We start from the raw sequence: 23,132 nt of genomic DNA, 5'->3' as shown, positions 1-23,132 counted from the left end.
TCGCACGGCGGCACGGCCGCTCAGGAGCGCGGGCAGGTGGACGCCAGCTCGCTGACCGTCCGGGACTCGCTGTCGTAGCTGCGCGCGGCGACGAACTCCCCCCGGGGACGCTCGACCCCGGCCAGCGCCCGGGCCCGGCGCCGGTCGGCGTCGCGGAACCGCAGCGCCAGGCTCAGGTGCGGCACCCACCGGCCGGGAACGTGCCACGGTTGCGGGCCGGGGGCGGTGGCGAGCACGTCCCAGACCGCGCCGTGCAGGGCGACCAGTTGCGGCGCGGGCCGGACCAGCCAGACCAGCGGGGCGCTGCCGTCGAGCACCTCCACCCGGTCCAGGCGGGCCGGCAGGGGCAGCGCCGCGTCGCAGAGGTCGGCGAGCCGCTGCTCGGCCCCGGGCGGGAACTCGTCGACCGCGGCGAGGGTCAGGTGCGGCCGATTGGTGGCGTGCGTGTTCCGCGCCAGGCTGGGCAGGCCCGCGGCGGCCAGCCGGTCCCAGGCCGCCCGTACCGCCTCCTCCAGCTCCGGGGAACAGAGCAGTTCGACCGTACGCACGCCGTCAGGCTAGCCGCCGGCGGTGTGCCGCGCCGTCCCGTGGGGAATGCGCGCCGGATGAGCGTGCTGACCGAGACCGACGAACGCCACCTGCGCCGGGCCGTCGCGCTGGCCGTCACCGCCCGGGACGCCGGGGACGGCCCGTTCGGCTCGTTGCTGGTGGACGCCGACGGGCGGGTGGTGGCCGAGGAGGTCAACACCGAGCGGACCGACGACGACATCACCGCGCACCCGGAGCTGAAGCTGGCCCGCTGGGCGGCCCGGAACCTCGGCGCGGACGCGGCCGCGGTGGCCACCCTGTACACCAGTTGCCAGCCGTGCGCGATGTGCGCCACCGCGATCGAGCGCGCCGGCCTGGGCCGGGTGGTGTACGCGCTCAGCACCGACCAGTTGGCCGCGCTGCGCCCGATGCCGCCGTACGCCCCGGTGGCGTACGCCGGTCCGGCGCTGCTCGCGGAGGCCCGGATCGCGGTCGAGGCGACCTGACCGCGACCCCGGCGCGGGCACCCCCGCCGGCTGGCCGGACGTGGCGGAACTGACGGTTGTGCCGGTCGCCGCGACGGGCCGCCGGGGGTGATGAAAGGCTTGTCGCATGAGTTCCGCACCGACCGCGACCGATCCCACCGCCGACGAGACGCCCGCCTTCGCGGATCTCGGGCTGCGCACCGAACTGCTGGGGGCGCTGGCCGCCCTCGGCTACGAGGAGCCGACCCCGATCCAGCGCGAGGCGATCCCGCCGCTGCTGGCCGGTGGGGACCTGCTGGGTCAGGCGGCCACCGGCACCGGCAAGACGGCCGCGTTCGCGCTGCCGCTGCTGCACCGGATGCCCGACCGGCGCGACGGCGGCGACCCGGTGTCGCTGGTGCTGGTGCCCACCCGCGAGCTGGCCGTGCAGGTCTCCGAGGCGTTCCACCGGTACGGCAAGGACCTGGGCGCCCGGGTGCTGCCGATCTACGGCGGCCAGCCGATCGGCCGCCAGCTGCGCGCCCTCGACGCCGGCGTGGACGTGGTGGTGGCCACCCCGGGCCGGGCGCTGGACCACATCGCCCGCGGCACGCTGCGGCTGGGTTCCCTGGCCACCGTGGTGCTGGACGAGGCGGACGAGATGCTCGACATGGGCTTCGCCGAGGACATCGAGGCGATCCTGGAGCACGCCCCGGCGCAGCGGCAGACGGTGCTCTTCTCCGCCACCATGCCGGCGCGCATCGACGGGCTGGCCCGCCAGCACCTGACCGATCCGGTCCGCATCCAGATCGAGCGGGAACGGCCGGTGGCCGGCGAGGCGCCCCGGGTGCGGCAGAGCGCGTACATCGTGGCCCGGGCGCACAAGCCGGCCGCGCTGGGCCGGGTGCTGGACGTGGAGTCGCCCACCGCGGCGATCGTGTTCTGCCGCAGCCGCGAGGAGGTGGACCGGCTCACCGAGACGATGAACGGCCGGGGTTACCGGGCCGAGGCGCTGCACGGCGGGATGAGCCAGGAGCAGCGGGACCGGGTGATGGGCCGGCTGCGGGCGGGCACCGCCGACCTGCTGGTGGCCACCGACGTGGCGGCGCGCGGGCTCGACGTCGAGCAGCTCACCCACGTGGTCAACTACGACGTCCCGTCGGCGCCGGAGTCGTACGTGCACCGCATCGGGCGGGTGGGCCGGGCGGGTCGGGAGGGGGTGGCGATCACCCTCGCCGAGCCGCGCGAGCACCGGATGCTCAAGACCATCGAGCGGGTCACCGGCCAGCGGATGACCGTCGACAAGATCCCCACGGTGGCGGACCTGCGGACCCGGCGCCTGGAGCTGACCCAGGCGGCGCTGCGCGAGTCGCTGCTGGAGGACGACCTGGAGCCGTTCCGGGCGATCGTGGAGTCGCTGACGGACGAGTTCGACATGATGGAGGTCGCGCTGGCCGCGGTGAAGCTGGCGCACGAGGCCGCGCTGCCCGGCAGCGCGGACGAGGAGGAGGAGATCCCGCAGGTCGCGGTCCGCCCGCCGCGGGAGACCCGGACCGGGTACGACCGGCGCGGCGACGGCCGCTCCCGCCCGGGCGGCACCACGCAGGTCTTCATCGGGCTGGGCCGGCGTGCCGGGGTCCGGCCGCAGGATCTGGTCGGGGCGATCACCGGGGAGACCCGGGTCAGTGGCCGGGACATCGGCTCGATCGAGATCGCCGACCGGTTCTCCCTGGTGGAGGTGCCGTCCGCGCTGGCCGACGAGGTGATCCGGGGGTTGCGCGGCAGCACCATCAAGGGCCGCAAGGCGACGGTCCGGATGGACCGCGACGGGAGCGGCGGCGATGACCGCGGCGAGCGCCCGTTCGACGCCGCCCGCCGCGGCCGCCGCTGACCGCGCCCGGTCGCGGCCGCTCGGGCGCGGGCGCGCCGACCCGTCCGGGGTCGCCGAGCGTGCCCTCATCCGGTCCGCGCACCCGCCGCGGCTGCCCTCATCCGCCCCGGGTACCCGCCGTGCGGGTCATCAGCCGTCCCATGAGGCTGCGCGACCACGGGCGGTACCGGGTGTTCTGGAAGGCCGTCACGGGCCACCGGTCCCCCTGCCGGACGAGGACGAACGTGACCGCCGACAGCCGCTTGGCCGACGATTCGGTCCGGCCCCGCTGCCAGCGCATGATGATCCCGCCCAACGCGGACACGACGGCGACGTCGGGGGTGACGAATCGGATGCGCGGCTCCCGCATGGTCATCCGTGAGCCGCGCATGATGCCCGCGAACAGCGCCCGGTGGCCGTCGGCGATCGCCCGCCGGCCGGGCATCCGGGTGCCGTCGAAGGCGGTGTAGTCGGCGTCCTCGGTGAACAGGGCCGCGTACCCCTCGGGGTCGCCCTCGCCCCAGGCGTCGGCGACCCGGGACAGGGTGCGCCGGACGTCGGCGTCAGCAGATTCTTTCAGCATGCTAAACAGTTTAGCACGCTGAAAGACTTTTCTCAGGTGCCGTCGGTGGACGCGGCGGTGACCCGGGCGGTCTGCTCCTCGAGGATGGCCACCACGTGGCGGACGAAGTGCGCGACGGTGGCCCGCTCCGCCGCGGTGTAGCCGCTCGTCAGGTCGGTGATCGCCGCCCGCATCGGCGCGAAGACCGGCCCCAGCTCGGCGTCGAGCCGCTCCACCTCGGCGACCACGAAGGTCTTGCGCCGGTCGGCGGCGTCCGGAACGCGCCGCGCGTACCCGGCGCGGGCCAGCCGGTCCACCAGGCCGGTGACCGCGCCCGGGGTCAGCCCGAGCTGGCGGGCCAGCTCACCCGAGGTGAGCGGGCCGCGCCGGGCCAGCAGGTCCAGCGCCTTGTTCTCGGTGGCCGTCAGGCCGCGCCTGGCGGCGACCGCCTCGTGGAACAGCACCACGGCCGTACTCAGCTCCCGACCCAGCAGGTCACCGAGGTCCGCGGTGTCGCGTGCCGGTGCGCCCCCGTCGCCTGCCCTGTGCGCCACCTGAGCTGCCTCCCTCCGCGCGGCCTCCGCCGGGGTCCCGACCGTACGCCGGCCAGTATGCCGGCCCCGGCGGCGATCGCGACCCTCCGGCCGGCGTGCCGCGCGCCGCGGCGACGCGCCGGACGGGGCCCGGACCCGACGGCGGCGGGACCCCGGTGGGTCACCGGGGTCCCGCCGTCCGGTCAGGCCGCGGCGAGCGGCTGGCCGCCGAGGGCCTGCGCGTCGACGTCGGCCGGGCGCAACGCCAGGGCGAGCACGTCGGCCACGTCGGCGAGGGTGTGGATGGTCAGCGCCTCGCGGACCTCGGCGGGCAGGTCGTCCAGGTCCGGCTCGTTGCGCTTCGGGATGATCACCTCGGTCAGGCCGGCCCGGTGGGCGGCGAGCAGCTTCTGCTTCACGCCACCGATCGGCAGCACCCGGCCGGAGAGGGTCACCTCGCCGGTCATCCCGAACTCCGGGCGGACCGGCCGGCCGGTCGCCAGCGAGGCCAGCGCCGTGACCATGGTGATGCCGGCGCTCGGGCCGTCCTTGGGCACCGCGCCCGCCGGGAAGTGCACGTGGATCCGCCGCCCGGCCAGGGCGTTCGGGTCGATGCCGAGGCGTCGCCCGTTGGAGCGCAGGTACGACAGCGCGATGTGCGCGGACTCCTTCATCACGTCGCCGAGCTGGCCGGTCAGGGTCAGCCCCGGCTCGCCCTCCATGCTGGTGGCCTCGATGAAGAGCACGTCGCCGCCGGCGCCGGTGACGGCCAGGCCGGTGGCCACGCCGGGCACCGCGGTCCGCTCCGCCGACTCCGGGGTGAACTTGGGCCGGCCCAGGTAGCGGGCCAGGTTGTTCCCGTCCACCCGGACCGGCGCCGGGTCGGACGCCAGCGCGACGGCGACCTTGCGGAGGATCTTGGCGAGGGCCCGTTCGAGCTGCCGGACGCCGGCCTCCCGGGTGTACTCGCCGGCGATCAGCGCGAGGGCCTCGTCGGCGACGGTCACCTCGTCGGCGGTCAACCCGGCCCGCTCCCGCTGGCGCGGCAGCAGGTGGTCGCGGGCGATGGCGACCTTCTCGTCCTCGGTGTAGCCGTCCAGGGTGACCAGCTCCATCCGGTCCAGCAGCGGGCCGGGGATGGTCTCCACCACGTTGGCGGTGGCCAGGAAGAGCACGTCGGACAGGTCGAGGTCGACCTCCAGGTAGTGGTCCCGGAAGGTGTGGTTCTGGGCCGGGTCGAGCACCTCCAGCAGGGCCGCGGCCGGGTCGCCGGCGTAGCCGACGGCCAGCTTGTCGACCTCGTCGAGGAGCACGACCGGGTTCATCGAACCGGCCTCGCGCAGGGCGCGGACGATCCGGCCGGGCAGCGCGCCGACGTACGTGCGGCGGTGGCCACGGATCTCGGCCTCGTCCCGGACGCCGCCGAGGGAGACCCGGACGAAGGTGCGGCCGAGCGCGCGGGCCACCGACTCGCCGAGGCTGGTCTTGCCGACGCCGGGCGGGCCGGCGAGGGCGAGCACCGCTCCGGAGCCGCGGCCGCCGACCACGCCGAGGTTGCGCTCGGCGCGCCGGTTGCGCACCGCCAGGTACTCCAGGATGCGGTCCTTCACGTCGGCGAGGCCGGCGTGGTCCGCGTCGAGCACCGCGCGCGCCGCCGCCAGGTCGGTGTTGTCCTCGGTACGCGTGTTCCACGGCATCTCGAGGACGGTGTCCAGCCAGGTACGGATCCAGCCCGCCTCCGGGGAGGCGTCGCTGGCCCGCTCGAGCTTGCCGACCTCGCGCAGGGCCGCCTCGCGGACCTTCTCCGGCAGGTCGGCGGACTCCACCCGGGACCGGTAGTCGGCGGAGCCGTCGGGCTCGTCCTCGCCGAGTTCCTTGCGGATGGCGGCGAGCTGCTGGCGGAGCAGGAATTCCCGCTGGGACTTCTCCAGCCCCTCGCGGACGTCGCTGTTGATCTGCTCGGTCACCTCCTGCTCAGCGAGGTGGTCCTTCACCCAGCCGACCAGCAGCTCGAGCCGGGCGGTGACGTCCGGGGCGGCGAGCAGTTCGGTCTTCTGCGCCAGGCTGAGCCAGGGCGCGTAGCCGGCCGCGTCGGCCAGCTCGGAGAGGTCGGTCATCCGCTCCATCGCGTCGATGACCTGCCAGGCGCCGCGCTGCTGGAGGACCGAGGTCATCAGCGCGCGGTACTCGCGGGCGAGTTCCCGGGCCTTGCCAGCCGGGGCGGGTTCGTCGAGCGCGGTGGCCTCCACCCAGAGGGCGGCGCCCGGTCCGGGCACGCCGGAGCCGATCCGGGCCCGGGTGAGGCCGCGGACCACGGCGGCGGGTTCGCCGCTGGGCAGCCGGCCCACCTTCTCGATGGTGGCGACCACGCCGACGGAGCCGTACTCGCCGTCGAGGCGGGGCACGGCCAGCAGCGTCTTGTCGCCGGTGGCGCGGGCCGCGTCGACCGCGGCCTGGGTGGTCGGGTCGAGGGTCACCGGGATGACCATGCCGGGCAGCAGGACGGCGTCGGTCAGGGGCAGTACCGGAAGAGTTGCCATCGAACACCTGCTATCACGTTGGGTTGAGCGTGTCAGACTCAAGTAACAAAGCGTTCCCCTTGTTCCTGGCTGTGACCCACGCCACGCTCCACCCCCGGCTCCGGAGCCCCGCCCCGCATGGCGCGGCACGATTCGGCCGACGGATATGCCGACCCGCCGAATGGCGAACGGCAAGTATTGTTGCGAATTCGCCGCGAGATACGTCAAACTCGTACTCACACCCCGCCCGACACAGGGAGTAATGGCGATGGCAAGGAAAGTAATCACCGTTCTGACCGACGACCTGGACGGCGGAAAGGCCGACCGGACCGTCGAGTTCAGCCTGGACGGCGTGGCGTACACGATCGACGTCTCGGACGAGAACGCCGGGGTCCTGCGCAAGGCCCTGGACCCGTACATCAACGCTGGCCGGCGGATCGGGCGCGGGCCGGTGGAGACCGGGCGGGCGACCCGCCGGGCCACCTCCGCCACCTCCGGAATGGATCGCGAGCAGAACCGCGCCATCCGGGAATGGGCCGTCAAGAACGGCTACGAGATTTCCGAGCGGGGCCGGATCCCGGTCTCCGTGGTGGAGGCGTACAAGAACCGCTGAGGTCCCGGCTCACCGTCGGGCGTCCCGGGGTCACGCTGAGAAATCGGCGTGGCCCCGTCGGCTTTCCGGCCACCCGACAATTTGTGCCCGGCGGCGGGACCGGCACCGGCGGGCGGTCTCCGGCGGGCACCGGCAACGGCGCGGCCGGGGCCGTCCGGGTCTCGCCCGGACGGCCCCGGCCGTCGTGCCAGGTCAGTTGACCCGGATCCGCACCACGTCGATGGCGGGGGTCTGGTTGGCCCGCTCCATCATCGGAATGCGGTGCGAGCCGTCACCGGCCCAGACCGCGCACTGGGCGATCCCGGCCTGGGCCAGGCCGGGCACCTGGATGAGCACGTCGTCCGCCTGGTCGCTGCCCCGGCCGTCCTCGGTGGCCACGAAGAACGCCGGCACGTCCTGCGGGTTCGGGGGCTGGCGGGTGCTGCTCAGCATCCGGCAGGCGGTGTGGAAGTGGCCGCGCACCAGGCCCTGGTCGTTGAGCAGCGAGCTCTCCAGGTAGTAGCCGCCCTGGCCGGCGGCAAGGAACCGGTCGCGGATCAGGTTGCGGGTGGTGACCCGGAGCGTGAACGGCTGGTTGCGCTGGACCCGGTTCGGGAACTGGGTGATGAGCAGCGAGGGATTGTTCTCCGCCGCGCCGACCTCACCGAACGCGGTGCTCACGCAGCGGTTCCCGGCCTGGAAACCGTTGTGCGCCTCGAGTTGGCTGTTGGCGCAGTCCTTGGCCAGAACCTCCAGCCCGTTGTTGCCGCCGCCGTTCTGGCCGCCGCCATTGTTGCCACCCGGCTGACCGCCGTTCTGGCCACCCGTCTGGCCGCCATTCTGGCCACCGTTCTGGGCGTTGTCCGCGATGGCGCACTGGGCGAGCTGGTCCAGTCCCTGCGGGCGCTGGGCGACCCGGCCGATCGCCGTGGCGATCCGGTTGAGGGTCGCCGTCCGCCGGTCGGCGAGGGGCCGCAGGATGGTGTTGTTGATGACGTCGCCGCCGTTGCGGGCGTTCGCCGCGAGCCGCCGGTTGGCGTCGGCGATCTGGCTGTCCAGCAGCGCCAGGTTGCGGTCCACCTCGGCGCGCGCCTGGGCGGGCACCTCGGGCAGCTTGGCGCGGACGTCCGGGCAGGCCACCGTCGGAGTACCGGCGCCCGCGCCGCCCCCCTTGGTCTGCTGGCACTCGGCGACCGACATCTGCCCGTCACCCCAGTGGTTGCGGACCCAGCGGCCGTTCTGCCAGGTACGGGTGGTGCTGCCCTGCTGGCCCGGCGCGGTGGAGCCCGGGCTCGGGGCGGTGCACGACGCCGAGGCCGACCGGAGGTTCGTCCGCCGGTCCTGGGCGGACGAGATCTGGGTGACGGCGACGATTCCGCCGAAGACCGCGAGCGTGCCGACCACGGCCAGCAGCCGCTTGCTCCGCGCGTTACCGGATGACCGGCGCGCCCGTGTGGACCTGCGCATCGAATTGCTCTCCTTCTCGATCCGGTAGCTGATTCGTGACCCTGGCGGACCGACGGAATTCGGGGTGAGGATCACTGCGACGTTCCGGTTGCACGTCGATGAGCGACGATGCCCTTTCCGCACCGTCACCGCGCCTGTGCCGCGCGGTCGGGAAGATCTCGTCCATTCCCGCTTAGGTACGGAGCGACGGCGGCGATGGTTCAACCGGCGATCGGGAGATTTTTCGGCGAAGTCCGTCCGGTCCCGGACCGGGCCGGGACCTCAGTCGGCGTAGAGGTGGTCGAAGGCGAAGCCGCCGTCGGCCTCGTCCCGCCGGGCGGCCAGCCCCCGGATCTCGCGGCGCACCTCGTCGCGCGCCACCAGCGGCGGTTCCCCGGCCGCGAGGTCACGCAGCCGCTCCCCCACCGCCAGCGCGGCCAGGTCCTCGGCGAGCCGACCCGGGTCGATCCCGCAGGAGAACCGCCCGACGTCGAGCCGGACCCGCTCCACCAGGCACCGGCCGGGCCGCACCTCGACCCAGCCCCATCCCTCGGCGGGGCCGCCGGTCCAGCGCACGTGCAGCCCGCGCAGGATCGGGTCGGCGAGGGCACGGTCCACGTACCCGGCGACGGCCGCCGCCCGGGCCAGCGCGCCCAGGTCGTTGACCGGACCACGGCGGCCGTCGGGCAACCGGCCCAGGATGTCCCGGAAGCCCACCGCGTCGCCGCCGTCCGGGCCGGTGCCGGCCGCGTAGGCCCGCGCGTCGATGACGTACTCGACGAGGCGGCGCCCGTGGTCCGCGCCGCGCAGGGTGGCCGACTCGACCCGCAGCAACGGCAGGCCGACGGCCGCACAGACCGTGCCGGTCAGCCGCTCGGCCCGCCGGGCCGGCGAGCCGGGCTCCGCCGGCGGGGCGAACGCGACGGCGAACAGCGGCCATCCGGTGTCGGCCCCGCAGACCACCTGGTCGAGGAGTTCGCGGATGGCGGTGCTCCACTGGTGGCCGGTGATGCCCGGAGGTCGGCCCTGCACCAGCTCGCTGAGCCGGCGGGCGGGGTGGACGACCAGACCGGAGCGGGTGGACGAGGTCGGGCCCGCGGCCGTGACCGCACGCAGCCAGGAGGCCGCCTCGGTGCGGGTACTCGTCATCTTCGCCAGATCCATCCGTCGGTCGGTCGACCGGAGCGAGTCTAGGTCCTGCCCGAACCGGACGAACGGCAGGCGGCGGCCGGCGCGGGCGACGAACCGGGCGGCGCGCCGCCCGGGTCCGTTCGGCGCCGTCCCCCGGGCGCCCGCCGGTGGCGCCCGGTCCTCAGGAGGAGCCCGCCACGACTGCCCGGCGCGGAAACGGGTACGCCCCCGCCGGTCCGGTCGGTCGGTGGAGCGGAGGCGGACATGACGCGCCAGCAGTTCGGGTTCCTCGCCGGGTTCCTCCTGGTCGCGGTCTGGGCGCTGGGCGGGCCCGGCGCCGCCGCGGCCGCCACGCTGGCCGGGTTGGTCGGCTGGCTGCTGGTCCGGCTCGTCGACGGCGACGTCACCGTCCCCGGCCTCGCCGACCGGGTGACCGCGGGCCGGCGCCGCTGAGCCGGGCGCCCGGATGACCGGCACCCTGCCCCGGCGCGGCGACGCACCCGCGCGCGCCCGAGCCGCGCCCGCCGCCCGCTGGGCCGAACGGCGGATCGCCCGCCTCGCCGAGGACGCGGCGGCCCGTACGCCGGCCGCCTCCGCGCCGGCCGCGACCGTCCGGGTGGCCGGGAACGTGGCCCGCGTCGATCTCGATCTCGTGGTGGACCACGGCGCGCACCTGCCGGCGGTCGCCGAGGCGGTACGCCGACGGATCGCGGACCGGGTCGAGGCGGGCACCGGACTCACCGTCGAGTCCGTCACCGTCACCGTGGTGGACCTGCGGCTGCCCGGCGAGCACCGCAGGACGGCGGGCGACCGGACCGCCCGCCCGACGGCCGGGGGCTGACGTGCGTACCGTCAACCGGATCGCCACCCTGCTGCTCGCCGTCGCCCTGCTCGTCGGCGGGGTGCTGGTCGCCGTCGAAGGGCTGCTCGCGGCACTGGGCCGTCCCGGCCCGCTGCTCGGCCGCTGGTCCGCCCCGCTGACCGGGGCACGGTGGCAGGACCCGCCGGTACGCGCCGTCGCCGCCGGCCTGGCCCTGCTCGGCCTGGTGGTGCTCGCCGCCCAGCTGCGCCGGTGGCGTCCGGTCCGGCTGCCGGCCGCCGGCCACGACGGCTGGCACCTGCACCGCCGCGACGTGGAGCGGCGGCTGGCCCGGACGGTCCGGTCGGTGCCGAGCATCCGGCGGGCGCGGGTGCGGGTGCGCCGGCGTGGCGAAGCCTGGCGGCCCCGGGTCACCGCGACCGGCGACCCGGCGGCCCGTGCCGACGTCGAGTTCGCCCTGCGCCGGGAACTCGAACGGCTGGCCGCGCCGGGTCCCGGCCGGATCGAGGTCCGGCTCGTGCCGTCCCGGCGGGCGACGTGAGCAACGCCGCGCACCGGCTGCTCTGGACGGCGCTCGCCCTGCTGCTGGTGGCCGGCGGCGGGGCCGCCCTCGCGGTGGGCGCCGGCGGGGACGCGCCGCTGCTCGGCGCCGCCCTGCTGCGCTGGTGGCGGGCCGGTACGCCGTGGAGCGCGCTGGCGGTGACGGTCGGCGGGCTGCTGCTGGCCCTGGCCGGGCGGCGGCTGCTGGTCGCCGCCCTGCGGGTGCCCGACCGGTTGGACGGCACCCTGGCGCAGCCGGCGGACGGCGGCGGGCGGACCCGGGTGGCGGGTGCCGTGCTGACCGGCGCGCTGGAACGGGACCTGCTGCGGGCGCCCGGGGCGCGGCACGCCCGGGTGGTGCTCACCGGACCGGTGGCCCGGCCGGACGTCTGGGTCGAGGTGCGGCTGGCCCCATACGCGGAACTGGCCGCCGTCCGCGACCACGTCGACGCCGCCGTGCGGCGCTTCGCGGCGACGGTGGGCTGCCGCCCCGCGCACCTGGACGTCACCGCGCTGCTCGACGAGTCCGCCCGCTGAGCGCCGGCGCCCCGAGCACCACCGCCGGAGCCGGTACGCGAGGATGGGCGCAGCCGAGCGAGGGAGCGGTCGTGCGGGTGGTGTCGCTGGTGCCGTCATTGACCGAGGCGGTCGCGCTGACCTGCCCGGAGGTGCTGGTCGGCGCCACCGACTGGTGCACCCATCCGGCCGGGCTCGACGTCGCCCGGGTCGGCGGCAGCAAGTACCCGGACCTGGACCGGGTGCTGGCCCTGCGGCCCGATCTGGTGCTGCTCAACGAGGAGGAGAACCGGCGCACCGACGCGGACGCCCTCGCGGCGGCCGGCGTGCCGGTGCGGGTCACCTTTCCGCGTACTGTGCCCGAGGCGCTCACCCAGCTCGGCGAGCTGGTCGCCGCGCTGGGCGTACCCACCGAACCGGAGTGGCTGCGCGTGGCCCGCCGCGCCTGGGCGGAGCTGCCCGTACCGGTGGCGCCGCGCGCCGCCGTGGTGCCGGTGTGGCGGCGGCCCTGGGTGGTGCTCGGCCGGGACACGTTCGCCGGGGACGTGCTGCGCCGCCTCGGCGTCGCCAACCAGTGGGCGGGGCACGACGAGCGGTACCCGCGCCCGAGCCTGGCCGAGCTGCGGGCCCGGCGGCCCGACCTGGTGGTGCTGCCGGACGAGCCGTACCGGTTCACCGCCGGGGACGGGCCGGAGGCCTTTCCGGGCGTGCCGGCCGCGCTGATCTCCGGCCGCCACCTGACCTGGTACGGGCCGTCGCTCGCCGCGGCGCCCCGGCTGCTGGCGGCCCAGCTGACCGGGGCGGCGTGACCCGGGGCGGGACGTCCCGCCCGCCCCGGACGCCGGCTCAGGCGATCGGCGTGGCGTGCACCGGGTCCAGCTCGCGCAGGGTGGTGTCGTCCACGTCGTACCCGATCGCGTTGTGCACCTGGACCACACCGCCGACGTGGGCGGCGAGCCGCCCGGCGAGTTCGACGGCGCTGCGCCGGTCCAGCCGGCCGTCGAGGGTGACCTCGCCGTCGCGGACCTGGACGGTGACCAGGCCGTCCCGGACGGCGAGCACCCGGCGCAGCACCTCCTGCACCACGTCCTCGCGGATCTCCGCGTCGGTGCGCAGGTGCACCCGGAGCAGGTCGCTGCGGGTCACGATGCCCACCAGCCGGCCCAGGTCGTCCAGCACCGGCAGCCGCTTGACCACCTCACGGTCCATCAGCCGGGCCGCCGCCGGCAGCGAGGCCCGCGCCGTGGTGGTCACCGCCGGGCTGGTCATCAGGTCCTTGGCGACCAGCGCGCCTGCCTTCTCCCGGGCGGTGCGCCGGCGCCGTCCCTCGAAGACCCGGCGCTCGTCCGGGTGACCCGCGCGCTCCACCCGGTGCAGCAGGTCGGCCTCGGAGACCACGCCCAGCACCCGGCCGAACGAGTCCACCACGGGCACGGCGCTGATGCCACGCCGGATCAGCACGTCGACGATCTTGCGGTAGGGGGTTTCCTCCCGCGCCGTCGCGACGTCCCTGGTCATCACGTCGTCCACCTGCCATGTCCTCATCACGAACCTCCTCGGCCGGGGCTTCCACTCGCGACGCTAGGCCGGCCGGCGCCCGCCGGTCAGAGGCGGCCGGCCGGGGCGGCACGGGCCGACCGGACCGGGCGGCAAGGGGTCCAAGGTCCCGGTCGGGAGCGGCCCGTCGGCCCTGCTCCGAACGGCGCGGCAGCGATGGAATAGAGATGCCACCGGGAAGAGCGGTGCGAAGCAGAGAAGGGACGTGGACACCATGACCGCGACGATCGAGCGGATCACCGCCAACGCCAACACCAACACCATCGCCCCGGCGGCCAAGACCACCCGGCACGCCGAGACCACCGCGCAGAAGGCCACCCGGTACGTCTACGCCGGACTCCGGATCGCGCTGGGCTGGACCTTCCTCTGGGCCTTCCTGGACAAGATGTTCGGCCTCGGCCACGAGACCGCCGCGAAGGCCGCCTGGATCAACGGGGGCAGCCCCACCAAGGGCTTCCTGGCCTTCGGCGCGGCCGGCCCGTTCAAGGGCTTCTACAACGAAATCGCCGGCGCGGCCTGGGCGGACTGGCTGTTCATGCTCGGCCTGCTCGGCATCGGCGTGGCCCTGATGCTCGGCATCGGCACCCGGATCGCCGCGGTCGCCGGCGGGCTCCTGCTGGTCATGATGTGGACGGCCGTCCTGCCCCCCGAGAACAACCCCTTCATGGACGACCACCTCATCTACGCCGGTGTGCTCGCGGTCCTGGCCCTGGTCGGCGCCGGCAACACCCTCGGCCTCGGCAAGGTGTGGGCGAAGCTCCCCATCGTCCAGCGGCTGCCCTGGCTGAAGTGACCACACCGAGCGCAGTTCCCACCGGGCGGGCGTCGCCGAGAGGCGGCGCCCGCCATCTCATGCCGTCACCGGTCCCCGCCGCCACGCCGCGGCGGGGACCGTCGCGTATCGGCCGGACGCGATCGGGCAGGATCGACGGTGACCGCACCGTCAGCACCGAGGAGACCCGTTCATGGACAAGCCCGAGGTTGGCCCGATCGAGGGCGCCCCGCCCGCCGATCTCGTCATCGAGGACATCACGGTCGGCGACGGCCCGGAGGCCCGCCCCGGCCAGCTGGCCAGCGTGCACTACGTCGGCGTGGCCCACTCCACCGGCCGCGAGTTCGACGCGTCGTGGAACCGGGGCGAGACGTTCGAGTTCCCGCTCGGCGGCGGCCAGGTCATCGCCGGCTGGGACCAGGGCGTGGTCGGCATGAAGGTCGGCGGCCGGCGCCGGCTGACCATCCCGCCGCACCTGGGCTACGGCGCCCAGGGCGCCGGCGGGCTGATCAAGCCGAACGAGACCCTGGTCTTCGTGGTGGACCTGCTCGGCGTCCGCTGAGCGAGCCGAGGCACGCCGGGGCCGGCGGCGTCCCGCCGCCGGCCGCCCGGTGCCTCGCGCGGCGGCTCCCCGCCGCCGGCCGGTCAGGCCGGGACCAGCTCGCCCAGCCGGGCCGACTCGCGCACCACCATCACCCGGTGCAGGCCGGTGGCCCGCAGCACCCGGGCCACCACCGGATCGGGATCGACCAGCACCAGCTCGCCGCCCCGGGCCCGGACCCGCAGGTGGGCGGCGACCAGCGCGCGCACCCCGGAGGCGGAGAGCAGCCGCACGCCGGACAGCTCCACCCGCAGCACGGGCCGGGCCGGGGCCGCCCAGAGCGCCGCCCGGAACGACCCCACGGTAGCGATGTCGATCTCACCGACCGGCCGGACGTCCACCGCCTGGTCGGTCACGCTGATCTCGACGTGGAACCGGTCGCCGCGCTGCCTCATGCCGGAAACCTATCCCGCGGCACCGACGTTTCCGGCCGCCCGCGGGGCGGGATCCGGGAAGGTACCGGGTGCGACCCCGACCTCCTCCGGGGAAACCCTCAGGCGCCGTCCACGAGCCGGTGCGCCCAGGCCCAGGCCGCGATCTCCACCCGGTTACGCGCACCCAGCTTCTGCAGGATGCCGGAGAGGTGGCTCTTCACCGTGCTCAGCGAGATGAACAGCTCCGCGGCGATCTCCTGGTTGGTCCGGCCCCGGGCGATCGCCCGGACCACCTCCAGCTCCCGGGCCGACAGCGCCGGCTGGAACCGGTCGCCGGCCGGCTCCGCCGGCGGGTTCAGGTGCCGCAGCAGTCGCAGGGTCAGCGACGGGGACACCAGCGCGTCGCCGTTGTCGGCGGCGCGTACCGCCTCGACCAGCAGGGCCGGGCCGGCGTCCTTGAGGATGAAGCCGACCGCGCCGCCGCGCAGCGCGCCGTAGACGTACTCGTCCAGGTCGAAGGTGGTCACCACGACGACCCGCAGCGGGTCGGGCACGCCCGGCCCGGCCAGCGCCCGGGTCACCTGGAGGCCGTCGAGGCGGGGCATCCGAATGTCGACCAGGCAGACGTCCGGGCGCAGCCGCCGGGCCTGCGCCACGGCGTCGACCCCGTCGACGGCCTCGGCGACCACCTCGATGTCCGGCTGGTCCTCCAGGATCATCCGCAGGCCGCCCCGGACCATCGCCTGGTCGTCGGCGAGCAGCACCCGGATGGTCACCGGCGTTCCCGGGCCGGCACGGGCAGCACGGCCGAGACGGACCAGCCGCCGCCCGGGCGGGGACCGGCGGCGAGCGTCCCGCCGAGGGCCTCGACCCGCTCGCGCATCCCGATCAGACCGTAGCCGCGCCGGGGGTGCCGGGCCCGGGCCGGCGGTCCGTCGTCGACCACCTCGACGGTCACCGAGCCGGGGGCCGCGGCCACGGTGACCGCGACGCTCCGCGCCCCCGTCGCGTGCCGGGCCACGTTGGTCAGCGCCTCGCGGACGACCCGGTACACGGTGCCCGCCACCTCCGGCGGCCACCCCGGGTCGTCGTCCGGCACGCGCAGGGCCACCGCCACGCCGTGCCGCTCGAAGCGGGCGACCAGCTCGGCGAGCTGTTCCGGGCCGGCCGACGCCGGTGCGCCGTCCGAGTCGTCGCGGAGCAGGCCGACCAGCCGACGCATCGCGGCGAGCGCCTCGGCGCCGGCCGACTCGATGCCGGGCAGGGACTGGCGCGCCCGCTCCGGACGGCGGTCGCTGACCAGCTGCGCCGCCTGGGCCTGCACGACGATCCCGGTGATGTGGTGGGCGACCACGTCGTGCAGCTCCCGGGCCAGGTCCAGGCGCTCGTCCTGGCGGATCCGCTCGGTGGTGGCGCGGCGGCGGGCGGCGATCGCCCGCGACGCGCCGCCGACACCGGCGGCGGTCAGCCAGGCCACCAGGTTCCACCAGGTCACCGCGGTCAGGCCGGCGGACCACCCGGCGGCCACCACCACCGCGAGCCCGCCCGCGGCGACCGCACCCGCCGCCGCGATCGGCAGCGCGGCGACAGCCGAGCCGACCAGCACGGCCAACGGCAGCGCGGCGGCCGGACCCGGCTCGTGCGGGAGCCCGGCCCGGTCGGCGACCAGGACGGCGACCAGCGCGACCACCAGGCCCGCGGCGGCCGTCCACCCCCGATGCCACCGGCGGGCCAGGGCGAGCGACGCCACCACCACGCCGACCCCGCAGTCGAACCACCAGTACGTCCCGCCCCAGCTCGCCGCCAACGCGGCCGCCTGGAACGTGATCGCCGCCGCGAAGACCAGGCCGAGCCCGACCCGCGCCACCGCGGCCCACCGATCCGTCTCACCCATGCCGCCCAGGCTAGGCAATCGCGCCGCCGGTCGAACCGGTCAAAAGGAGGGTCGCCGACGCCGGGAACCGGTCCGCAGGCCGATGGCGCGGCCCGCCCGCCCGCGCAGGCTCAGGGCATGACTGACGAGACCTCCCCACCGGTGCTGCACGCCGAGGGCCTGACCAAGCGGTACGGCAAGCGGGTCGCGCTGGACCACTGCGACCTGCGGATCCCGCGCGGTCGGGTGATCGGCCTGGTCGGGCCGAACGGCGCCGGCAAGTCCACGCTGCTGCAACTCGCCTGCGGACTGATCACCCCCACCGCCGGCACCCTGCGGGTGCTCGGCGCCCGACCCGCCGCCGACGCGGCCCACCTGGCCCGGGTCGGCTACGTCGCCCAGGACACCCCGGTGTACGCGGGCCTGACCGTGGGCGATCACCTGCGGATGGGGGCCCGGCTCAACCCGTCCTGGGACCCGGCCCTGGCGGCGCGGCGCGTCGACCAGGTCGGGCTGAACCGGTCGCAGCGGGCCGGCCGGCTCTCCGGCGGGCAACGCGCCCAGCTCGCCCTGACCATCGCCGCCGCGAAGCGGCCCGAGCTGCTGATCCTCGACGAGCCGGCCGCCGCCCTGGACCCGCTCGCCCGGGACGGCTTCCTGCACCACCTGATGGAGTTCGTCGGCGAGCTGGGGGCCAGCGCGCTGCTCTCCTCGCACCTGCTCGGCGACGTGGCGCGGGTCTGCGACCACCTGGTGGTGCTGGCCGGCGGCCGGGTCCAGCTCGCCGGGGACGTCACCGACCTGCTCGCCCAGCACGGTTGGCTCGCCGCGCCGCGCGGCGCCCGGGACCGGCTGCCGGCCGGGGTGGAACCGGTGAGGCGGGAGCCGGCCGGCCCGGACGACCGGTGGCTGGTCCGCGTCGCGCCGGGCGCCGGACCGCTGCCGGGACCGGTGCAGCCGGTGGGGCTCGAGGAGCTCGTGCTGGCGTACCTGAGCCGGGCCGCCGGCACGCCGGCCGGACCGGTCACGCCGCTGGGGGCACCGCGATGACCTGGCTGACCTGGCGGCAGTTCCGGGCGTCGGCGCTCGCCGGCCTGGGCGGGCTGGCCCTGCTCGCCGCCTACCTGGTGCATCTGGGCCTGGCCGTGCGGCAGGGCCACGACGCCTACCTGTCCCGCTGCCACTCGGGCGGTGACTGCGGACGCGCCCTCGCCCAGTTCCTCGGCGAGTACCAGAACACCCTGCTGTACCTGGCCGGGCTGCTCGCCCTGGTGCCGGCCGCGCTGGGCATGTTCTGGGGCGCGCCGCTGGTCGCCCGGGAGCTGGAGGCGGGCACGCACCGGCTGGTGTGGAACCAGAGCATCACCCGGACCCGCTGGTTCACCGTCAAGCTGCTGGTGGTGGGGCTGGCCGCGATGGCCGTCGCGGGCCTGGCCAGTGCCCTGCTGACCTGGGCGGCCAGCCCCGTCGACCGGCTCGCCGGGGACCGGTTCAGCACCATCGTCTTCGGCGCCCGGAACCTGGCGCCGGTGGCGTACGCGGCCTTCGCGTTCACCCTCGGCACAGTGATCGGCCTGCTGGTCCGGCGGACCCTGCCGGCGATGGCGCTGACCGCGGTGACGTTCGCGATCGTGCAGTTCGTGCTGCCCAACGTGCTCCGGCCGCACCTGATGCCGCCGGTGACGGTGTCCCGCCCGATGACCGCGGCGGCGATCAACGAGGCGCGCGGCCTGGGCAGCATCACCGGAGCGCCGGTGGTGAAGGGGCTGTCCGTGCCGGACGCCTGGGTCAGCGACGTCAGCGAGCTGCTGACCGCCGACGGCAAGCCGCTCTCCGCCGACCGGTTCGACCGCTGCTTCCAGGACCCACCGGCCACCGGGGCCACCGGCACGTTCGGCGACACGGCGGTCTGCCTGGGCCGGCTCGACCTGCACGTGGTGCTGTCGTACCAGCCGAACCACCGCTACTGGGTGTTCCAGTTCCTGGAGTCGGGGATCTACCTGACGCTCAGCGGACTGCTGGCCGGCTTCGGCCGGTGGCAGGTCCGCCGCCGGGTGACCTGAGCACTCCCCCGGGCGGTCCCCGGCGACACGCCGCCGGGGACCGCCCGGCGCGGGCATCGGCGGGGAAGAATGGCCGGATGGTCGTTCCCCGCCAGCGCCCGCCCCGGCTGATCCGGCCGGTCCGCGAGCCGGCCACCGTGCCCCCGCCGCTCGCCGGACCCTGGGCGGCCACCGACGTCCGGCTCGACCGGGCCGACCTGCTCCCGCTGCCGGACGGCGCGCACGGACCGGAGGACGTGCTGATCGACCCGGACGGGCGGGTGGTCAGCGGCGACGAGGACGGCCGGCTCTGGTGGTGGCCGGTGGACGCGCCGGCCGGCACCCGCCCCACCCTGCTCGCCGAGACCGGCGGCCGGCCGCTCGGCATCGAGCTGGACCCGGTCGACGGCGGGCTGCTGGTCTGCGACGCGTACCGGGGGCTGTTGCGGGTCACCCCGGACGGGGCGGTGCACGAGCTGACCGGCGCGGCGCCCCCGGTGCACCTGGCCGACAACGCCGCGGTGGCCCGGGACGGCACGGTCTACTTCACCGACTCGTCGGACCGGTTCCCGCTCTCCCACTGGAAGCGGGACCTGCTGGAGCACCGGCCCAACGGGCGGGTGCTCGCCTACGACCGGCGCACCGGGCGCACCGACGTGGTGACCGACGGGCTCTACTTCCCCAACGGGGTGGCGCTGACCCCGGACGAGTCGGCGTTGATGCTGGTGGAGACCGCCACCCACCGGTTGCTCCGGGTCGACCTGCCGGGCGGCGCGACCACGGTGCTCACCGACCTGCCGGCGTACCCGGACAACGTCTCGGCGGTGGGCGACGGGACGTACTGGATCGCGCTGCCCAGCCCTCGCCTGCCGGTCATGGAGAAGCTGCTGCCGCACCCCCGGGTACGCCAGCTGGTCGCGCTGCTGCCGGGCGCCGTGCAGCCCAAACCCCGCCGGTACGGGCTGGTGGCGCTGGTGGACGGCGCCGGGCGGGTGCTGCGCACGCTGCACGGGCCCAGCGGGGCGTACCCGATGGTCACCGGCGTGCGGCAGCACGGCGGGCAGCTCTGGCTGGGCAGCCTCACGGCGACCGGGGTGGCCCGGGTCGACCTGACCTGACGACCCCGGGCCGGCCCGCCGTCACGGCGGGCCGGCCCCTGGCCGTTCCTCCCCGGTCGTCAGCCGCCGGCGATGCTCTTCGACGGGGCCGGGGCGGGCGACGAGCCGCCGGCCACCGCGCCCGGGTGCGTCGTGGCGCTGGGCGTGGGCCGCAGCCCGGCCGGCACCGGCAACGCGCTGCCCTTGATGAACTCGTCCCAGCCGACGTTCCAGGCGGTGAAGCCGTTGCCCTGGTCGAGCTTCACCTCGGTGCCCTTGACGGTCACCTGGTCGCCGACCTGCGTGATGCCCATCAGCCAGTCGGCCGCGGCGGCCGACACGTTGGCGCACCCGTGCGACGTGTTGCTGTAGCCCTGTTCGCCCTCGGACCACGGCGCGGAGTGGATGAACTCACCGCCCCAGGTGAGCCGCTGCGCGTCGTCCACGTCGACCACGTAGCCGCCGTTCGGCTCGCCCCGGGTGTCGAAGGTGGTCCGGTCGAACTTCTCCATGATCACCATGGTCCCGCTGGAACTCGGCGTGCTCGGTTTGCCGAGGCTGACCGGGATCTTGCGCAGCAGCTTGCCGTCCTGGAACACGGACATCTGCTTGGTGGCGTTGTCGATGTCGAGGCTGACCTGCCGGCCGATCTTCGAGGCCGCGGAGTGGTCGGTGTCGCCGATGGCGTCCTTGCCGATCGGCAGCCCCGCCAGTGCGCTCCGCACACTGATCTTCGTGCCCGACCTCCAGTGGTCCGGCGCCCGGTACTCGACCTGCTTGCCGTCGGACTCCCACGACCAGGCGCCCGGCTGCGGCGGGTCGGTCTTCACGAACAACCGGCGCTGCACGTCCGCCCTGGCCTCTTCCGGAATGGGCGGATCGAATGTGACGACTACCGGCATCGCCGTACCGTATGTCTGATTGCTGGTGAACAGCAATTCGCTGGTGACGGCCTGCCGGGTGGTCGGTTTCGCCATTGTCGTGAACGTCGTCTTCTGCGTGGTCGTCCGCCCGGAATCACCGGTCGCGGTCACCTCCGCCGTGTACGTCCGCGAATTCTCCAGCGGGCGGCTCGGCACCCAGCTCGTCCCGTCCTCGCGGGGCTCGGCGGGCACCGCCCGCCCCTTGTCGTCGGTCAGTTTGACCGCGGTGATCTTTCCGTCCCGGACCGTGGCCCCAACCTCGGCGCTGATCGGCACGTTCTTCGTCCGATCAGCCGGGTTCACCGCCAGCGACGGCGCGGACGCCGCCCGGGCGTGCCCGCCGTGCACCGCGGACTTCTGGTCGGCGGTGCACCCGACGACGGCCAGCGGTGTGGCTGCGATGGTTACCGCCAGAAGCGCAAATCGGCGCCTCACGTCCATATTCCGCACCCCATTTCCACTCCCTCTGGCTCATATTCTGTACGGCTCACGGAGGGCCGAGGCATATTCGGCGAAATTGCTTGGGACAGCCTGCTTCCTTTTCGCCGCCGGCGTCTCGAATCGGGAATTCGCGGCGCGGAAAGGGTGGTCCGTCACCGGCGGCACCGGCTGCGCCGGCAGGGGCGCGACGACCGGTTCAGGCCCAGTCGTCGTCACCGTGGTTGCGGTCCCACCGGCCGCCAATGGGCGGGGTGTCCAGCCGCAGCGGCCCTCGCCCGTTGCCCGCCAGGTCGTTCTCCTCGACCCGGCAGTCCACGCAGCTGCCCTGCTCGGTGATCCAGATGCCGTGCGTCTGGGTGGTCGGGTCGTGGCTGTCCCAGATCCGGTTACCCCGGATGGTGGCCGAGTCCATCGGCGCGTTGATCGTGATGCCGGCCCGGGTCGCGGGCGGCGCGGGCAGCTCGTACGGGCAGCCCGCGGGCGGGGTGTCGCCGCTCCAGGCGGTGGCCGCGTCCGGCCGGTTCGGGGCCAGGTGCAGCTGGTTGGCGTCGTTGGCGGCGACCACGGCCACCCGGTCCGCGACCCGCAGCGTCTTGCCCCGGTGGCCGTCCTCCGGCCAGTTGGCGCCCCGGTCGACGACCGTCTTCTCGTCGTACCGCACGGAGTCACCCCGACCGCCGCCGGCGGGGGCGCACTGCCGGCCGTTGGCCCGGATCCGGTTGCCGGTGATGATCGCGTCCCGGACGGGCTGGTCGATGCGGATGGCGTCCAGGCTGTTGCCGTAGAAGTCGTTGCCGTCGATGACCATCTCCCGGGCGTACGCGTGCCGCTCGGCGCCCATGCTGCGCTGGTGGTAGCCGTAGCGGCCGTTGCCGCTGATCCGGTTGCCCCGCACCGTGTACGGCCCGGGGGTGTTGCCGATGCTGACCCCGTCGCGCAGGTTGGCGTCGATCACGCAGTCGCTGAGCAGCCCGCCGCGACCGGCCGTCGCGGTGGTGCCCTTCGCGGAGACCTGGAAGCCGGCGTCGGTGTTCCCGTTCATCGTGCAGGCCGACACGATCAGGCCGTTGGCGCCCCAGTCGGAGATGCCGAACCGGTTGCCCTCGGCGTGGCAGCCGATCACCCGGATGCCGCGCGGCCGCAGGCCGCCCTCGATCGGCAGCTCGAAGAAGATGCCGCTGGTGGCGTTGCCGACGGCCGAGCAGTTGACCACGTTGGCCCGCTCGACGCTGCCCCACCCGCCGACGCCGATGCCGATCCCGGCGCCGCCCATCTCCGTCCCGTTGTCCATCCGCCCGCAGCCGGCCACCAGCACCCCGTCGATCAGGCAGTCCTGGAGGAAGTCGCAGCCCAGTCCGGTGGCCCCGGTGTGGTGGATGTAGAGGTTGCGGAACAGGCCACGGACGACGAACTGGAGGCCGAGGCCCTTGGCCAGCGGGTTGTACTGGGCGGTCGCCACGTCGGAGCCGTCGATCTCGAAGTCGGCGAAGGTGCAGTACGCCAGGTGCCGCTCCGGGCTCGCGCCGTGCAGGTCGGCGGTGTAGAAGGCCAGCGGCGTCGGATCGGCCCGGTTGCCCGGATTGCCGAGGACGAACCGGGTGGCGCCGGGACCGGCGCCGATCAGCGAGACGCCGCTGCGCCAGACCGTGCCCGCGTCCCGGATCGAGTACACCCCGGGCGGGCAGTAGATCATCCGGGCCCGCCCGTCGGCGGCGTACGCGTCGCCCAGCCGATCCACCAGCGCGGCCAGGGCCGGCTGGTCGTTGGTCCGGCCGTCGCCGGTCAGTCCGTGCTCGCGGGCGTCGGCCAGCAGGGGCGCCCCGGCGACCGGGTAGGTGCGGACCCCGCCGGCGGACAGGTGCGGATACGGCATCGCGGCCCTCCCCCTCGACGAAGGGTGCGGCTTTCCCGGTCCGGGCGGGGAGAAACGG

Annotated in this window: 25 protein-coding genes; 13 read left to right on the top strand and 12 right to left on the bottom strand. The window is 75.1% G+C overall.

What is annotated here, in order from left to right; genetic code table 11:
* Positions 1 to 20: 20 nt before the first annotated feature.
* On the bottom strand, positions 21 to 548 hold the full coding sequence (locus AB0I11_RS21305; RefSeq protein WP_357322954.1) for a 2'-5' RNA ligase family protein: 528 nt from the start codon (positions 546 to 548) through the stop codon (positions 21 to 23).
* 57 nt (positions 549 to 605) lie between these two features.
* Here AB0I11_RS21305 and AB0I11_RS21300 point away from each other — a divergent pair, with 57 nt between their 5' ends.
* Positions 606 to 1,034: a nucleoside deaminase gene (locus tag AB0I11_RS21300; protein WP_357322951.1), complete on the top strand. Its 429-nt coding sequence runs from the start codon at positions 606 to 608 to the stop codon at positions 1,032 to 1,034.
* 106 nt (positions 1,035 to 1,140) lie between these two features.
* On the top strand, positions 1,141 to 2,883 hold the full coding sequence (locus AB0I11_RS21295) for a DEAD/DEAH box helicase (RefSeq protein ID WP_357322948.1): 1,743 nt from the start codon (positions 1,141 to 1,143) through the stop codon (positions 2,881 to 2,883).
* Between the two features lie 97 nt (positions 2,884 to 2,980).
* Here AB0I11_RS21295 and AB0I11_RS21290 read toward each other — a convergent pair whose 3' ends face one another.
* From AB0I11_RS21290 to lon, 3 genes are all read right to left on the bottom strand, one after another.
* Entirely contained in the window at positions 2,981 to 3,445 is a 465-nt protein-coding gene (locus AB0I11_RS21290; RefSeq protein WP_357322945.1) for an SgcJ/EcaC family oxidoreductase, read from the bottom strand.
* Positions 3,446 to 3,477: 32 nt separating this feature from the next.
* Positions 3,478 to 3,978 carry a MarR family transcriptional regulator gene (locus AB0I11_RS21285; RefSeq protein WP_357322943.1) on the bottom strand — a complete coding sequence of 167 codons (501 nt, stop codon included), beginning with the start codon at positions 3,976 to 3,978 and terminating at the stop codon, positions 3,478 to 3,480.
* A 182-nt stretch (positions 3,979 to 4,160) separates the two neighbouring features.
* Positions 4,161 to 6,497: an endopeptidase La gene (gene lon, locus AB0I11_RS21280; RefSeq protein ID WP_357322940.1), complete on the bottom strand. Its 2,337-nt coding sequence runs from the start codon at positions 6,495 to 6,497 to the stop codon at positions 4,161 to 4,163.
* Between the two features lie 247 nt (positions 6,498 to 6,744).
* Here lon and AB0I11_RS21275 point away from each other — a divergent pair, with 247 nt between their 5' ends.
* Positions 6,745 to 7,089: an Lsr2 family protein gene (locus AB0I11_RS21275; RefSeq protein ID WP_357322937.1), complete on the top strand. Its 345-nt coding sequence runs from the start codon at positions 6,745 to 6,747 to the stop codon at positions 7,087 to 7,089.
* Positions 7,090 to 7,281: 192 nt separating this feature from the next.
* On the opposite strand, the gene AB0I11_RS21270 is transcribed toward AB0I11_RS21275, so the two are convergent.
* Together AB0I11_RS21270 and AB0I11_RS21265 are read right to left on the bottom strand one after the other, a co-directional pair.
* Positions 7,282 to 8,535 carry a hypothetical protein gene (locus AB0I11_RS21270; protein WP_357322934.1) on the bottom strand — a complete coding sequence of 418 codons (1,254 nt, stop codon included), beginning with the start codon at positions 8,533 to 8,535 and terminating at the stop codon, positions 7,282 to 7,284.
* A 261-nt stretch (positions 8,536 to 8,796) separates the two neighbouring features.
* Positions 8,797 to 9,663: a hypothetical protein gene (locus AB0I11_RS21265; protein WP_357322931.1), complete on the bottom strand. Its 867-nt coding sequence runs from the start codon at positions 9,661 to 9,663 to the stop codon at positions 8,797 to 8,799.
* A 246-nt stretch (positions 9,664 to 9,909) separates the two neighbouring features.
* Here AB0I11_RS21265 and AB0I11_RS21260 point away from each other — a divergent pair, with 246 nt between their 5' ends.
* From AB0I11_RS21260 to AB0I11_RS21240, 5 genes are all read left to right on the top strand, one after another.
* Complete coding sequence (locus tag AB0I11_RS21260; protein WP_046565173.1) at positions 9,910 to 10,098, top strand: hypothetical protein; 189 nt, start codon at positions 9,910 to 9,912, stop codon at positions 10,096 to 10,098.
* A gap of 13 nt (positions 10,099 to 10,111) precedes the next feature.
* The gene (locus AB0I11_RS21255; protein ID WP_357322928.1) at positions 10,112 to 10,486 is read left to right on the top strand and encodes an Asp23/Gls24 family envelope stress response protein; all 375 of its coding nucleotides are present in this window, start codon (positions 10,112 to 10,114) and stop codon (positions 10,484 to 10,486) included.
* A 1-nt stretch (position 10,487) separates the two neighbouring features.
* Positions 10,488 to 11,006, top strand: coding sequence for a hypothetical protein (locus tag AB0I11_RS21250; protein ID WP_357322925.1), 519 nt, complete (start codon positions 10,488 to 10,490; stop codon positions 11,004 to 11,006).
* Positions 11,003 to 11,542 (top strand): hypothetical protein, encoded by a 540-nt coding sequence (locus AB0I11_RS21245; protein WP_357322922.1) that lies wholly within the window; start codon positions 11,003 to 11,005, stop codon positions 11,540 to 11,542. Before AB0I11_RS21250 ends, AB0I11_RS21245 begins: the two co-directional genes overlap by 4 nt.
* Before the next feature lie 71 nt (positions 11,543 to 11,613).
* Complete coding sequence (locus tag AB0I11_RS21240) at positions 11,614 to 12,330, top strand: helical backbone metal receptor (RefSeq protein WP_357322919.1); 717 nt, start codon at positions 11,614 to 11,616, stop codon at positions 12,328 to 12,330.
* 37 nt (positions 12,331 to 12,367) lie between these two features.
* Here AB0I11_RS21240 and AB0I11_RS21235 read toward each other — a convergent pair whose 3' ends face one another.
* Positions 12,368 to 13,066, bottom strand: coding sequence for a CBS domain-containing protein (locus AB0I11_RS21235; RefSeq protein WP_046565165.1), 699 nt, complete (start codon positions 13,064 to 13,066; stop codon positions 12,368 to 12,370).
* A gap of 226 nt (positions 13,067 to 13,292) precedes the next feature.
* Here AB0I11_RS21235 and AB0I11_RS21230 point away from each other — a divergent pair, with 226 nt between their 5' ends.
* Both AB0I11_RS21230 and AB0I11_RS21225 read left to right on the top strand, forming a co-directional pair.
* Positions 13,293 to 13,871: a hypothetical protein gene (locus tag AB0I11_RS21230; protein ID WP_357322917.1), complete on the top strand. Its 579-nt coding sequence runs from the start codon at positions 13,293 to 13,295 to the stop codon at positions 13,869 to 13,871.
* Between the two features lie 172 nt (positions 13,872 to 14,043).
* Entirely contained in the window at positions 14,044 to 14,412 is a 369-nt protein-coding gene (locus AB0I11_RS21225) for an FKBP-type peptidyl-prolyl cis-trans isomerase (RefSeq protein WP_357322914.1), read from the top strand.
* Between the two features lie 83 nt (positions 14,413 to 14,495).
* Here the strand turns inward: AB0I11_RS21225 and AB0I11_RS21220 are convergent, their stop codons facing one another.
* The 3 genes from AB0I11_RS21220 to AB0I11_RS21210 form a co-directional block, all read right to left on the bottom strand.
* Positions 14,496 to 14,846, bottom strand: a complete 351-nt coding sequence (locus tag AB0I11_RS21220; protein WP_357322911.1) for an STAS domain-containing protein — start codon at positions 14,844 to 14,846, stop codon at positions 14,496 to 14,498.
* Between the two features lie 98 nt (positions 14,847 to 14,944).
* Positions 14,945 to 15,601, bottom strand: coding sequence for a response regulator transcription factor (locus AB0I11_RS21215; RefSeq protein ID WP_357322908.1), 657 nt, complete (start codon positions 15,599 to 15,601; stop codon positions 14,945 to 14,947).
* Positions 15,598 to 16,719 carry a sensor histidine kinase gene (locus AB0I11_RS21210; RefSeq protein WP_357322905.1) on the bottom strand — a complete coding sequence of 374 codons (1,122 nt, stop codon included), beginning with the start codon at positions 16,717 to 16,719 and terminating at the stop codon, positions 15,598 to 15,600. Before AB0I11_RS21210 ends, AB0I11_RS21215 begins: the two co-directional genes overlap by 4 nt.
* 117 nt (positions 16,720 to 16,836) lie before the next feature.
* Between AB0I11_RS21210 and AB0I11_RS21205 the strand changes: the two genes are divergently transcribed.
* The 3 genes from AB0I11_RS21205 (at position 16,837) to AB0I11_RS21195 (ending at position 19,858) form a co-directional block, all read left to right on the top strand.
* Positions 16,837 to 17,748 carry an ABC transporter ATP-binding protein gene (locus tag AB0I11_RS21205; RefSeq protein ID WP_357322901.1) on the top strand — a complete coding sequence of 304 codons (912 nt, stop codon included), beginning with the start codon at positions 16,837 to 16,839 and terminating at the stop codon, positions 17,746 to 17,748.
* Entirely contained in the window at positions 17,745 to 18,761 is a 1,017-nt protein-coding gene (locus tag AB0I11_RS21200; RefSeq protein ID WP_357322898.1) for an ABC transporter permease subunit, read from the top strand. The genes AB0I11_RS21205 and AB0I11_RS21200 overlap by 4 nt, the downstream gene beginning before the upstream one ends.
* Before the next feature lie 77 nt (positions 18,762 to 18,838).
* Entirely contained in the window at positions 18,839 to 19,858 is a 1,020-nt protein-coding gene (locus tag AB0I11_RS21195; RefSeq protein ID WP_357322895.1) for an SMP-30/gluconolactonase/LRE family protein, read from the top strand.
* Positions 19,859 to 19,917: 59 nt separating this feature from the next.
* Here the strand turns inward: AB0I11_RS21195 and AB0I11_RS21190 are convergent, their stop codons facing one another.
* The gene (locus AB0I11_RS21190; protein WP_357322892.1) at positions 19,918 to 21,201 is read right to left on the bottom strand and encodes an Ig-like domain-containing protein; all 1,284 of its coding nucleotides are present in this window, start codon (positions 21,199 to 21,201) and stop codon (positions 19,918 to 19,920) included.
* Positions 21,202 to 21,397: 196 nt separating this feature from the next.
* The gene (locus AB0I11_RS21185; protein WP_357322889.1) at positions 21,398 to 23,074 is read right to left on the bottom strand and encodes a right-handed parallel beta-helix repeat-containing protein; all 1,677 of its coding nucleotides are present in this window, start codon (positions 23,072 to 23,074) and stop codon (positions 21,398 to 21,400) included.
* Positions 23,075 to 23,132: the final 58 nt, after the last annotated feature.

It is taken from the genome of Micromonospora sp. NPDC050495 (assembly GCF_040655175.1).
GTDB lineage: Bacteria > Actinomycetota > Actinomycetes > Mycobacteriales > Micromonosporaceae > Micromonospora.
This window is presented reverse-complemented; position numbering and strand designations above follow the sequence as displayed.

Bases quoted from the DNA above. Each gene is read 5' to 3' on its own strand.
- AB0I11_RS21300 (WP_357322951.1), top strand. From the start codon at position 606: ATGAGCGTGCTGACCGAGACCGACGAACGCCACCTGCGCCGGGCCGTC.
- AB0I11_RS21295 (WP_357322948.1), top strand. From the start codon at position 1,141: ATGAGTTCCGCACCGACCGCGACCGATCCCACCGCCGACGAGACGCCC.
- AB0I11_RS21290 (WP_357322945.1), bottom strand. From the start codon at position 3,445: ATGCTGAAAGAATCTGCTGACGCCGACGTCCGGCGCACCCTGTCCCGG.
- lon (WP_357322940.1), bottom strand. From the start codon at position 6,497: ATGGCAACTCTTCCGGTACTGCCCCTGACCGACGCCGTCCTGCTGCCC.
- AB0I11_RS21275 (WP_357322937.1), top strand. From the start codon at position 6,745: ATGGCAAGGAAAGTAATCACCGTTCTGACCGACGACCTGGACGGCGGA.
- AB0I11_RS21270 (WP_357322934.1), bottom strand. From the start codon at position 8,535: ATGCGCAGGTCCACACGGGCGCGCCGGTCATCCGGTAACGCGCGGAGC.
- AB0I11_RS21265 (WP_357322931.1), bottom strand. From the start codon at position 9,663: ATGACGAGTACCCGCACCGAGGCGGCCTCCTGGCTGCGTGCGGTCACG.
- AB0I11_RS21260 (WP_046565173.1), top strand. From the start codon at position 9,910: ATGACGCGCCAGCAGTTCGGGTTCCTCGCCGGGTTCCTCCTGGTCGCG.
- AB0I11_RS21255 (WP_357322928.1), top strand. From the start codon at position 10,112: ATGACCGGCACCCTGCCCCGGCGCGGCGACGCACCCGCGCGCGCCCGA.
- AB0I11_RS21235 (WP_046565165.1), bottom strand. From the start codon at position 13,066: ATGAGGACATGGCAGGTGGACGACGTGATGACCAGGGACGTCGCGACG.
- AB0I11_RS21230 (WP_357322917.1), top strand. From the start codon at position 13,293: ATGACCGCGACGATCGAGCGGATCACCGCCAACGCCAACACCAACACC.
- AB0I11_RS21225 (WP_357322914.1), top strand. From the start codon at position 14,044: ATGGACAAGCCCGAGGTTGGCCCGATCGAGGGCGCCCCGCCCGCCGAT.
- AB0I11_RS21220 (WP_357322911.1), bottom strand. From the start codon at position 14,846: ATGAGGCAGCGCGGCGACCGGTTCCACGTCGAGATCAGCGTGACCGAC.
- AB0I11_RS21210 (WP_357322905.1), bottom strand. From the start codon at position 16,719: ATGGGTGAGACGGATCGGTGGGCCGCGGTGGCGCGGGTCGGGCTCGGC.
- AB0I11_RS21205 (WP_357322901.1), top strand. From the start codon at position 16,837: ATGACTGACGAGACCTCCCCACCGGTGCTGCACGCCGAGGGCCTGACC.
- AB0I11_RS21200 (WP_357322898.1), top strand. From the start codon at position 17,745: ATGACCTGGCTGACCTGGCGGCAGTTCCGGGCGTCGGCGCTCGCCGGC.
- AB0I11_RS21195 (WP_357322895.1), top strand. From the start codon at position 18,839: ATGGTCGTTCCCCGCCAGCGCCCGCCCCGGCTGATCCGGCCGGTCCGC.
- AB0I11_RS21190 (WP_357322892.1), bottom strand. From the start codon at position 21,201: ATGGACGTGAGGCGCCGATTTGCGCTTCTGGCGGTAACCATCGCAGCC.
- AB0I11_RS21185 (WP_357322889.1), bottom strand. From the start codon at position 23,074: ATGCCGTATCCGCACCTGTCCGCCGGCGGGGTCCGCACCTACCCGGTC.